At 39.2% G+C, this 11,984-nt stretch carries 10 protein-coding genes; 7 read left to right on the top strand and 3 right to left on the bottom strand.

Annotated features, from left to right (window positions below; translation table 11 throughout):
• Positions 1 to 142: 142 nt before the first annotated feature.
• Together LS74_RS03055 and LS74_RS03050 are read right to left on the bottom strand one after the other, a co-directional pair.
• Positions 143 to 811 carry a Crp/Fnr family transcriptional regulator gene (locus LS74_RS03055; RefSeq protein ID WP_201274698.1) on the bottom strand — a complete coding sequence of 223 codons (669 nt, stop codon included), beginning with the start codon at positions 809 to 811 and terminating at the stop codon, positions 143 to 145.
• 271 nt (positions 812 to 1,082) lie between these two features.
• Positions 1,083 to 3,557: a hypothetical protein gene (locus tag LS74_RS03050; RefSeq protein ID WP_236096783.1), complete on the bottom strand. Its 2,475-nt coding sequence runs from the start codon at positions 3,555 to 3,557 to the stop codon at positions 1,083 to 1,085.
• A 137-nt stretch (positions 3,558 to 3,694) separates the two neighbouring features.
• On the opposite strand from LS74_RS03050, the gene LS74_RS03045 reads away from it, so the two are divergent.
• The 7 genes from LS74_RS03045 (at position 3,695) to LS74_RS03015 (ending at position 10,866) form a co-directional block, all read left to right on the top strand.
• A complete protein-coding gene (locus LS74_RS03045; RefSeq protein WP_034587156.1) occupies positions 3,695 to 4,732 on the top strand; it encodes a 4Fe-4S dicluster domain-containing protein in 1,038 nt (345 codons plus the stop codon).
• A gap of 3 nt (positions 4,733 to 4,735) precedes the next feature.
• Positions 4,736 to 5,491, top strand: a complete 756-nt coding sequence (locus tag LS74_RS03040; protein WP_138128794.1) for a cytochrome b/b6 domain-containing protein — start codon at positions 4,736 to 4,738, stop codon at positions 5,489 to 5,491.
• A gap of 10 nt (positions 5,492 to 5,501) precedes the next feature.
• A complete protein-coding gene (locus LS74_RS03035; RefSeq protein WP_084584286.1) occupies positions 5,502 to 6,698 on the top strand; it encodes an SLAC1 family transporter in 1,197 nt (398 codons plus the stop codon).
• A 36-nt stretch (positions 6,699 to 6,734) separates the two neighbouring features.
• Positions 6,735 to 7,052 (top strand): divalent-cation tolerance protein CutA, encoded by a 318-nt coding sequence (gene cutA / locus LS74_RS03030; RefSeq protein ID WP_034587837.1) that lies wholly within the window; start codon positions 6,735 to 6,737, stop codon positions 7,050 to 7,052.
• A 280-nt stretch (positions 7,053 to 7,332) separates the two neighbouring features.
• A complete protein-coding gene (locus LS74_RS03025) occupies positions 7,333 to 8,781 on the top strand; it encodes an LLM class flavin-dependent oxidoreductase (RefSeq protein ID WP_034587836.1) in 1,449 nt (482 codons plus the stop codon).
• On the top strand, positions 8,771 to 9,835 hold the full coding sequence (locus tag LS74_RS03020) for an ATP-grasp domain-containing protein (RefSeq protein ID WP_034587834.1): 1,065 nt from the start codon (positions 8,771 to 8,773) through the stop codon (positions 9,833 to 9,835). Before LS74_RS03025 ends, LS74_RS03020 begins: the two co-directional genes overlap by 11 nt.
• An 11-nt stretch (positions 9,836 to 9,846) precedes the next feature.
• On the top strand, positions 9,847 to 10,866 hold the full coding sequence (locus LS74_RS03015; RefSeq protein WP_034587832.1) for an LLM class flavin-dependent oxidoreductase: 1,020 nt from the start codon (positions 9,847 to 9,849) through the stop codon (positions 10,864 to 10,866).
• Between the two features lie 74 nt (positions 10,867 to 10,940).
• Here the strand turns inward: LS74_RS03015 and ilvC are convergent, their stop codons facing one another.
• A complete protein-coding gene (gene ilvC / locus LS74_RS03010) occupies positions 10,941 to 11,966 on the bottom strand; it encodes a ketol-acid reductoisomerase (protein WP_034587830.1) in 1,026 nt (341 codons plus the stop codon).
• Positions 11,967 to 11,984 lie beyond the last annotated feature (18 nt).

The raw sequence follows: 11,984 nt of genomic DNA, 5'->3' as shown, positions 1-11,984 counted from the left end.
GTTTTTGTCCTTTATGTTCTTGTAGTGGAATAGTAGCATATCATTGTAGATTCTATGAATAGGTTGTTTTGAATGGGGTTTGAATGTGAATCGGGCTTCAATATAGCAATAGAATCTACTCTTTAGCCCTGCTTTAAGAAAGCTAAGATTCTATATCTTCACTTAGCTCATAAAGTCCGCTTTTAAGCACAATCTCATTGCGATTTGTCTCAATTAGCCCTTGTGTTTTTAGCTCTTTTATCACTCTTGTAACTGCCTCTCTGGCACTGCCGATATTGTTTGCTATGCTTTCTTGACTTGCTTCTACGCGGTTATTTTTGGCATTGCTTAGTAGAAACTTTACTACGCGATTTTTAAGACTTTTAAAAGTTACATCATTAATGGTGTCAAAGGCTTGTTTTAGTCGTTTAGAAACTAAAGAGAGATTGAAACGCATAATAGATTCATTACTATGCGTGAGTGTCTCAAACACCTTATTTGGCAGGATAAACACGCTAGAATCTTCCATAAACTCAAGCACCACATCAGCCTTAATGTTTGATAAAATACAGCTTGTTGAAATGATACAGCTTTCCTTATCGCTTATGGTAAAAATGGTGATTTCCTTAGCATTGCTTGATACGCTAAAAAAGCGGACTTTCCCGCTTAAAACATACAAAAAGCCTAGCAACTCATCGCTATCAAGATAGATTCTATATCCCTTTGTGTAGGCTTTTACAATGCCCTTATTTTGCAATACTTCAAGGCTTCTCTCATCGCCACATATTGTGGTATTGATTTGTATCAAGGTATCTTTAGATAGTGGTTGCATATTTTCCTTTTGTGATAAAATCGCTTGAATTATAACTTAAAAAGGTTAGTGTTAGAGTTTCGCATAAATGTAGAATTTGGTGATTTTACTAAAAAGGCTTTTGTGTTTGTATTTCAATAAAAGGATTTGTGGTGGCTAAGTCTTTAGACAAAGTATCTAATATGGAATTTAAAAAGATATTTTGCTTACACACTCAATATAACACGGATAAGAATGCCATATAAAAGCACAATACAATGTTAAAGTAATTAATAATTTTAGATTCTATGTATTAAAAGATATTTTCCCTTTTCCATAGTAAAAGGTTGGAATCTAGTAGTTCTTCATTGATTTTTATCGCTAGATTATTTCGCACTTCAAAAAAGTGGTAGAAAAGCTCTAAATCTTTGCTTGGTATGACGCCTTTAAGGTTGTTTTTGGCAAAGCCTTTTGTGCCTTTGGTGGTTTTGGTGCGTGTGATTCTGCTATCTTTGCCCTCTAAATCTTTAAAGGTATTTGTATCTTTTCCCATTATAGCATTTGTTATATCATAAAAGCTGTCGTTATAATCTTTGTTTTGATAGTAAGGATTTGCGTGATAGTATTTAAAGATTTCTAGTGCGGCGTTAAAAAGGCTTTTGGCTTCTTTGCTAAAACTAAATTGCTTTAAAAACTCTCTAAAGTCAAAGGGTGGAAGTTCTAAATTTCGCTTTTTCTCTTGCACTTCAGGCGTGTCTAAAACACTCATATCATAGCCTATAATTTCAGCGTGTTCAGGATAAAGCACATTTAAATCATTATGCCTACACGCTCCGCCTAAGTCTTCAGCACAAAAGGGCATAATGTAGTTTTTAAGAATTACCCCCCCCCCCCCGCTAGAAGCAACGGCTTTATTTGTGAAAGCTAAAGCCTTAAAAAATAATGCAAAGGCTATACCATCGCTAAATAATTCTTGTGGAATTTCGCTTATTTTACCTTTTAAAACATAAGGGCTTCTTTCAAAATATTTATCGTGCGTATTAAAATTTATACCATAACACATTAAGCAATATTTTAAATTTTCTGTTGTGATAGGATTATAATTTTTGCTCGGTTTATTTGTGAGATTAATGATATTTCTTAAATAACTATAATTCCCCAAAATCATTCCCTTTTGATTCTGCTTTATCGCTGTATCTATCTCTTTTACTAAGCTTGGTCGCTCTAAATCATAGGTGTAGCTTTCGATAAATTTAAAGCCTTTATTGTCCTCATAACGCTTGGCGGTAAAGGATTTATCGCTCACTTTATCGCCTAAGTTTTTGCTAAAAATCATTTGAGAGATGCTCCAATCACTTAGATTAAAGGTTTTAGCTGTGCTAAAAATATGGCTATACATTTTAAGCTTAGAATTTATGTAATGCTCTAGCTCATCACGCATAAAAGATTCTGTCATATAGTAAAACACAATCACTTCAGGCTCTAGCTTTAAGACTTTGTTAAAAAAGCTTATTGCCTTATTTTCCTTTATTCCTTTTTGTCTTTGATATGGCGGGTTCATAATTATCATTAGCTTTTTGTTTTCTCTTTTGACGATTTCACTTATGGTAAGGTCTGTGCCTCCGTGTGTAAATTCTGGCTCTTTATCATTTTCTAAATAATCAAATCGCTTCACATTTTCAAACTCTTTAATCGTGCAAATATCCACATCTTTAGAATCTAGTGTGCTTAAGTAGCATTGCTTTTTTATCTCTTTTGAGAATTGATTTTCTAAATTCCCCACGCCACAGCAAGGGTCGTAAATGATATAGTCTTTTAAGTCTGTTTTAGAATCTTGGCAATACTGCTCTAAAATCTTGTTTTGCTCACTCACAAAGAAAAAGGGCGTGTATTCTCCGCCTGTGTCTTTTCTGTATTTATCGGTATAAAGCAGGTGCGATTCTTCTAAGATTTTTAGAAATTCATCTTTTGCAGGTGGGCGTTTGTATTTATCCCAAAAGGCTTTGTAGGCTTGTAGATTTGGGATAGTGTAGAATTTTTCATTTTTATCATCTATAAATTTTACTTCTTGTTTATTTTCATTTATTTCTATGCTAAAGGCGTTTAGGTCTGTGCCTTCTCGTATTAGGGGCTTTTGTGAGCCTAAGTCTGTGCCTAAGATTATAAGGCTGTCTTTGTATTTGGTGTTGTTTAGCATATCTACTAAAAAGAGATTGATTAAGGTTTGTTCGTTTTTTATCTCATTTTTAAAAGTTAAGGCTTTTTTCCACGCGTGAAAAATGGTTATCATATTTTTAAGCGTGATAGAGATTTCTAAATCGCCTCTTTTGAGTAGATTGGCATAAAATTCTTTAATCTCATTATTGACATATTTTATGATTTTTGCACTTTGTCTTAATCTATCGTTGATTCTATCTATCGCATCGCGTGTTGGGGTGCTTGGGGTCTCACTCTCCCAATGGAAGTCGTTATTAAACATTACAGAATCATCTAAAAGCTCGATAAACTCTAAAACATCATTGCCATTTTCTTTATAAATTAGGGCTAGATGGTTTAGGATATGCTTTTGCTTTTTATTTGTTAGCACGACTTGGGCTAGGGCTTTTGCTCTTTCTTGTGGGTTTAGGGTAAGCTTTGCTTCAATATATAAAAGCGGACTGCCTTTTTTATCAAAAAGTGTGATATCTCTTCGCTCATTATCATATTTGCAAAGCTTGGGGTTAAAATACTCTTGGCTAAATTTGACTTTGTAATCAATCTCATCTTGTGGTTGTTTTGCACTTGCCATTATAAATCCTTTTTCTTTTTTTGCATTTTAGCCAATCCTACCTGTAAAAGCCATTTCCCTTTTGTGATAAAGTTACACACAAAGCGTTCAAACTTGCATACAATGCTAGAAAATTATATCTCAAAAAGGTTAGTTCAATGCAAAGACGCAACTTTTTAAAATCCCTAGCACTCACCCCTGTGCTAGTCGCTGGAGCAAATGCTGAACCTAGCGATTCTACAAAAGAGGGCAAAGAAGAAACAAGATCGCTTATAGATTCAAGTGAGTTTAGCAAGACTAAAGGGAAGGCAAGTATTATAAACCTTGATAAATGCGATGGTTGCAAAGGCTATGAAATGCCACAATGCGTGAATGCGTGTAAAGAGAAAAATGCCGCTAGATTCCCCGAGCCGATAAAAGACATTCCGCAATATTTCCCGCGTAAAATCTATGAAGATTATTCTAAAAATAGAGATGATATATCACGCCTAAGTCCATATAACTGGACTTTTGTAGAAGAGCTAGAGATAGATTCTAAAAAGGTGTTTGTCCCACGCCGTTGTATGCACTGCGATGATCCTACTTGTCAAAAAATCTGCCCTTTTGGGATTATCGGTAAAGATGATAATAATGCTGTAAATATTGATGAGCATTACTGCTTTGGCGGGGCAAAATGCCGTGATGTCTGCCCGTGGGGGATACCGCAAAGACAAGCTGGAGTTGGAATCTATCTTAAAATCGCCCCAAAACTTGCTGGTGGTGGAGCGATGTTTAAATGCGATATGTGTGCGGATTTACTCGCACAGGGTAAAAAACCTGCGTGTGAGACACAATGCCCTAAAGAAGCGATCATTTTTGATGATAAGGCTAAGATTCTAGCCCTTGTGGAAGAGGCGAAAAAGGAGAGTAAATTCATTTATGGAGACACACAAAATGGTGGCACAAGCACCTTTTATATCTCTTCAATTGATTTTACAAAGATTGATGAAGCGATTGCTAGAAAGTATGGCAAGGAAGATGGTGTGCTAGATTCTAAGAGTCAAAAGATGGGGCGACCGCATATGAATGTCGTGGTAAAAAACTTTGTGAGTGAAGATTCTGCCCTTATTAAAGGTGTGTTAGCCGCACCACTTATTGGTGTAGTCGCTGGGGCAATCGCTGTGGCAAAATCTAAAAAGAATATAAAGAAAGGATAAATTATGAAAACAGAATCTATGATATTGCGTCAAAGTCTGCAAAATCGTATCGTGCATTGGGGCGTGGCATTTAGCACATTTATTTTGATTGCAAGCGGGATTTTCCAAATGCCTGTGTCAAAGCGGTATATGATAAATAAGCTGCCTTTAATGGCGTGGAGTGGGGACTATCATATAAGCTTAATGCTACATTATGTAGGGGCGTTTGGGCTGATATTTTTTGTGGCGTTTCACTTGTATTTTCATATCGCAAGGGCGGAGTTTGATATTTTCCCCAAAAAAGGCGATGGAGTAAAAAGCCTAAAGATTATTAAGGCTATGCTTTTTGGTGGGCAAGAACCAAAGAGTGAAAAATATCTACCTGAGCAAAGACTAGCATATTTTTTCATCGGGCTTGTGCTGCTGCTTTTAATCATTACCGGCTTAATTAAAACGCTTAAAAACCTTGCTGGGTGGAATATAAGCGATAGTTTGTATCTATGGAGTGCGCAACTGCATAATCTTGGAATGTTTCTCATCATACTTGGAATCATCGGGCATTTAGCAGCATTCATTTTCAAGGCAAATCGCCCACTTTTAAGGGCAATGTTTAGTGGCAGGGTAGATTCAGCTTACATTGTGGAGCGACATAGCTTGTGGCAAGAGGGGGTGAAAATGGCTAGGGATAAAGTAGCAGAAAACAATATAAATTCTAAAACAACCGCTTGTCATACTGAGCCTTTAGGCGAAGTATCTAACACAGAATCCACACAAAAATAAGGACTAAGCTATGCAAAATGTAAATACAGAATCTAGCCCAGATTCTACAAGCCAAACACAAGACGAAGTAGAATCTAATATGAAAGAGCCACACAACGCCATATCGGCAGAATCTAAACTTGCCGACTCTCCTGTTGCTATCTCGCCCATTGCAAATTTACCGATTGCCCTATTTGCTTCAGTTATGGGGATAGGCGGACTTAGCCTTGTATTGAAAAAAGCAAGTGTGGTTTTTGGTAGCGTGGCACTTGCAAATGCGTCCTTTAATAGCACAACACTTCATAGCGGAGCAAACGCACTAGAATCTAGCCTAGATTCTAGCTGGCAAGGGGCAGTCGCACCATTTCTATGGTGGGGGGCGTATGGCTTTGCGGTGTTGGCAGTGGCTATTTTCGCCCTTTTGCTTGTGTGCTATGGTGCAAAAATGCTTTATCATTTCAATGCGTTTAAAGCGGATTTAAAGCATCAAGTAAAGATTAACTTCCTATCAAGCATTCCTATCAGTATGCTTATCATCGTGGCATTTTGGAGTGATTTAAGTAGTGGAGTAGATTTGCTATGGCAAGGGATTTTGGGGCTTTTTTATGTGGCAAGTGCTTTGCAACTCCTGCTTAGTTTATATGTAATGTCTTTTTGGTTTAAAGAGAGTATGAAGAGTGCTTTGCTATCCCCTGCGTGGTTTATACCAATTGTAGGGAATCTAATCGTGCCTTTGAGTGGTGGTTTAATCAACGCACCAAAGGAATTATTACTCTTTTTCTTTTCTATCGGTTGCTTTTTTTGGATTCTACTCAGTGCGATGATTATGCAGCGGTTAATCTTTGAGCAGAGTTTGGAATCTAAATTTATCCCCACACTTTTTATTTTTATCGCTCCACCTAGCATTTTTGTGGTGGATTTTCATAGCCTTTTTGGATTCCATAATGCGTTGAGTTTTGTGGGTTTTAATGTAGCGTTGTTTTTCGTGCTATTGCTTTTAAGTCTGGGTAATATCTTTACTAAGCTTAGCTTTACACCATCGTGGTGGGCTTTTACCTTTCCGCTGTGTGCCTTTGGGATAGCGAGTTTTGATTTATATATGATTGATTTTAAGTGCTTTTATGGACTTTTGGGGATTTTGGGGCTTGTGATGGCATTTTTTGCGGTGGTGCTTATCTCATACAAGACTTTAAGGGCTGTTGCAAGTGGAGCGATTTTTAAAGAGTAGGTTATAATACTTTAATATTTTTAGTAAAGGAAGTTTATGCTCATTATCCACACCACAACGCCCACAAAAAAGGAAGCAAAAAATCTTATTAAGATTCTTTTAGAATCTCGCCTTATTGCCTGTGGGCAGTATTTTAAGATAAAAAGTCATTATGTTTGGAAAGATTCAAAAGGTAAAAGAAATCTATGCAAAGACAAGGAATATTTGCTGATTTTAAAAACCTTGCCAGAATGCTATGAAAAAATACAATCTTTAATCTGCTCTCATCATAGCTATGAAGTCCCAGAGATACTATCTTTTGAAGCAAAGGCTGAAAATGCGTATAATGCGTGGCTTGTTGAGAATCTAGCCTAGCTCTTATCTAGCCCAACTTACTCAATCTCGCCCATTTCATCTTATCTCACTCTAAAGTCTTTCTTGCCCCCACTTTTTATATTGTCTCTTGCTTTTTATTTTACAAACACGCTTTTCCCACTCTTTTCATTCTTTGAACCTAAATCTTGCTCCATTATTACAATTTTGAGTAAAAAAGTAACTCTAAATTACATATTTTTGTGATTACATATTGTATTTTTAAAAATATGTGTGTATGATAACGGCTGTTGCAACACAAAATTCTAAAACGGAGAACAATATGGGATTAGCAAAACAAATTAGCTTTAATGCTTTTGAGATGAATTGTATTTCGCATTTAAGTCCGGGATTATGGCGGTATCCAAACGACCAAGCCCTAAAATATAAAGACATTGAATATTGGCAGAATATCGCACAAATCGCTGAAAAGGGGCTGTTTGACGCGGTGTTTATCGCTGATGTTTTGGGCGTGTATGATATTTATGGGGGCAATGATTGTGGGGCGTTAAAGACTGCCCTGCAAGTGCCGGTAAATGATCCTACTCAACTTGCCGTGATTGGTGCGGCGGTTACTAAACACATAGGCTTTGGGGTAACCGCTGGTGTGCCTTTTGAACATCCCTATCCCTTTGCTAGACGCCTTAGCACGCTAGATCATCTTACAAAGGGGCGAATCGGCTGGAATATCGTTACGGGCTATCTGCCAAGTGCCAATAAAAATATGGGCGAGAGTGAATTGCCTCACGATGAAAGATATGCACTTGCTGATGAGTATATGGAAGTCATTTATAAGCTCTTAGAAGGCAGCTGGGAAGATTCTGCGGTGATTTTAGATGAGAAAAGTGGGGACTTTGCCGATCCAAATAAAATCCATCACATAGGGCATCACGGCAAATATTTTGATGTCCCGGGCATTCATCTGTGTGAGCCAAGTATCCAACGCACACCGGTGCTATTTCAAGCGGGGAATTCTACGCGTGGTAGGCAGTTTGCCGCTACTCACGCAGAGGCTATTTTCATCGCCCCGCCCACAAAGGAATACGCTAAAATCGCCGTCAAACAAGTGCGAGATGCTTTGATACAAGCCGGACGCGACCCATATAGTGCCAAAATCTACATTCTAGCCACCATAATCACTGATGAGAATGAGAATCTAGCACAGGCTAAATATAACGATTTGTTATCTTACTCTAGCAGGGAAGGCTCTTTGGTTATCAATTCTGGTTGGCTGGGCGTGGATTTAAGCCGCTATGACTTAGAAGATCCATTAAGCAACATTAAATCAAACGCCATAGTCGCACAAGTAGAAGCCTTGAGTAACTCCACGACAGAATCTGGCAAAGAGTGGCGACTAAAAGATTTGCTAAAACTCACAGGGCTAGGCTGTCAAGGACCAAAGTTTGTAGGCTCTCCATCGCAAGTTTGTGATATTTTGCAAGAAGTGATCGCATATAGCGATGCTGATGGCTTTAATCTAGCCTACGCGACAACGCCCGGGAGCTTTGAAGATGTGGTGCGATTTATCGTGCCAGAGCTTCAAAATCGCGGTGTGTATAAAAGAGAATACGCACAAGGCTCACTGCGGCATAAACTTTTTGGCAAGGGCGATAGGCTAGATTCTAGTCATATCGCTTCACGCTATCGTGTGGGTGGGGCAAAAAGCACGATAAATGATTATGCGAACACAGGGCGATTTAAACACAATAAGGAGCAAGACTATGTTATATAATTCACTGCCGCAAGGCATTTACATAATCCACGAGAATCCCGAGTGGATACCACCTTTTAAAGAAGCATTTGATAGGGCTGGGGTAGAATTTCGTGAGATTTTTTTGACTCAAGGAGGAATCAATCTAGATTCTATCCCACCAAATGGGGTGTTTTGGAGTAGGCTTAGTGCCTCAAGTCATACGCGTGATAATGCCTTTTCTAAGGAATATGGTCGTGCGTTGTTAGCGTGGCTAGAAAGCTATGGGCGTTGCGTGATAAATGGCAGCTCTGTGCTAGAGCTTGAAGTCAGCAAGGTTAAACAGGCTTTGCTTTTAGAATCTTTTTTTAAGTCTCAAGGCGTGGATTTTAAAACACCAAAAACACTTGCGGTATTTGGGGAAAAAAGTTTGCTAGATGTAGCGAGTAGCTTTACTAAAAAGCTAGGCAACAAGCCCTTTATCACAAAGCATAATCAAGGTGGCAAGGGCTTGGGTGTGCGGTTTTTTGAAAATATAGATGAGTTTAGGGGCTATGTAGAATCTAGCGAATTTGAGCTACCCATTGATGGCATTACGCTTTTGCAAGAGTATGTAGAATCTAGGGAAGCGTTTATCACGCGATGTGAGTTTATCGGCGGGAAGTTTCATTATGCGGTGCGAGTGGATACGAGTAATGGGGCGTTTGAGCTATGCCCTGCTGATGCGTGTCAAATAGATTCTCTAGATTCTAAGTTGGTGGATTCTAGCGGAGATTCTAAAGCAGAATCTACAAAGCGACCTGCTCTTGCTGGGGCGGCATGTGAAGTGGGCGTTGGGGATAAGTTTAGTTTGCGGAAAGAGATAGATTCTAAAAGTGCTATTGTGCGATGTTTAGAGCAGTTTTTAGCAGCGCATAATATCGCTGTGGCAGGGATTGAGTTTATTGAGAGTGTGAGTGGGGATATTGTGGTCTATGATATAAACACAAACACAAATTATAACTCCACACTAGAATCTAAGATTAGAGAGAGTGGCGGCGTGGCGGCAGCTGATAGGCTTGTAAGTTTTTTAAAAGAGCAGTTTGACAAACAATAAAGGAGCGTAAGATGAAGTTTGGATATTGGAGTCCGGTATTTGGCAGTTGGCTTAGGAATGTAGATGATGATAGCACGGAGTGTTCTTGGGAGTATATCCGCGATTTAGCGGTAAGCGCGGAGAATCTAGGCTATACGCTCACTCTTGTGCCAGAGCTGTATTTAAATGACATTAAGGGTGAAAAAGCCCCTGCCCTTGATGCGTGGGCTATTGCTAATGGCTTGGCAGCGGTTACACAAAGCATTGAGATTCTAGCGGCTTTGCGTCCGCAGTATCATCAAGTAGCACTCACGGCAAAGCAGATTGCTACGATTGCACAGATTTGTAATGGGCGATTTTCTATCAATATGGTATCAGCGTGGTGGGAAGAGGAGGCTAGGCAATATGGCATAAATTTTGACGCACACGATGATAGATATACACTCACACACGAATACACCGATGTTTTGCGGGGATTTTGGAGTAAAAGTCCTTTTCATCATAGCGGTAAGTATTTTAGCTTTGAAAATTCCTATAATGAGCCTAAACCGCCTAAAATTCCGCTTGTATATGCCGGGGGAGAGAGCGAGATAGGCAGGAATGCTATCACACAATTTGCAGACTTTTATCTCCTGCACGGCGGCACACTTGAAGAGGTGAGAGCAAAAATTACTGATATGAAAGAGCGAAAGAAAAGGGCAGGATTGCCGCCATTTAAGGGCTTTGGTATGGCGGTGTATATGATTGTGCGAGATAGTGAAGAAGAAGCACAACAAGAGCTAAAGCGGATTACTACCATTAAAAATTACGCTGATTATGAGAACTCCTATAAGAATTTCACAGGCAATTCACAGCTTGATGTAGAGATTAGTAAGCAGGAATACAGCGTGTCTAATCGCGGACTGCGACCAAATCTAGTTGGCACACCAGAAAATGTGGCACAAAAGATTAGGGCGTATAAAGAAGCAGGGCTAGATTTGCTTATCATTCAGTGTGCTAATATGCAAAAGGAGCTAGAATATATCGCTAAAAAGGTTATGCCATTAGTGTGAGAGTATTCTTTTCATATTAAGTTATGGTAGCACATAAGTTTCTGTCAAAACTTATGTGCTAAATTTGTAATTTCTTAGTTCTTATCCTTATCCACAAGTTTATTTGCGCCAATCCAAGGCATCATCGCCCTTAGCCTACCGCCGACTTTTTCAATTTTGTGAGCGTTTAGATTCTTTCTCTCTGCATTCATTCTGGCATACCCAGCTTTTCGCTCTAAGATAAAGTCCTTAGCAAAGCGTCCCTCTTGTATATCTGCTAGAATCTCTTTCATCGCCTTTTTAGATTCAGCATTTATCACTCTAGGACCGCTTACCATATCGCCATATTCTGCGGTATTTGAGATAGAGTATCGCATATTTGCTAAGCCGCCTTCATAGATTAAATCCACAATCAGCTTTAGCTCGTGCAAACACTCAAAATACGCCATCTCTTCAGGGTATCCCGCTTCTACGAGCGTTTCAAACCCTGCTTTTACAAGGCTAGTTACCCCACCGCAAAGCACGGCTTGTTCGCCAAAGAGATCTGTTTCTGTCTCGTCCTTAAAAGTTGTCTCTATAATGCCACTTCTGCCCCCGCCAATCGCACTTGCATAACTCAATGCAATAGCCTTTGCATCGCCCCTGCTAGTATCTTGCTCCACAGCGATTAGATCTGGGATTCCACCACCTTTTACAAACTCACTTCTAACGGTGTGTCCCGGAGCTTTGGGTGCTACCATTATCACGCCTACACCTTTTGGAGCTTGAATCTGACCGAAATGAATATTAAAGCCGTGTCCAAAAGCGATGATTTTATCCTCACTCAAATTTGGCTTAATATCCTGTGTGAATACATCAGCTTGCAGCTCATCTGGGATTAGGATCATAATCACATCAGCTTCTTTTGTCGCCGCAGCTACTTCTAGCACCTTAAAGCCCTTTGCTTCAGCCTTAGCCCAGCTAGAGCCGCCTTTATACAGCCCGATGATGACTTCTACGCCTGAATCTCGCAAGTTTTCCGCGTGTGCGTGTCCTTGGCTCCCAAAGCCAATGATAGCTACCTTTTTCTTTTGTATAAGCCCTAAATCACAATCTTTGTCGTAATATACTTGTAATGCCATTTCATATTCCTTTCGTGG

The organism is Helicobacter magdeburgensis (assembly GCF_000765825.2).
In the GTDB taxonomy this organism is placed as follows: Bacteria; Campylobacterota; Campylobacteria; order Campylobacterales; family Helicobacteraceae; genus Helicobacter_C; species Helicobacter_C magdeburgensis.
Note: the sequence above shows the minus strand (reverse complement) of the source record. Positions and strands in the feature narration are given on the sequence as shown.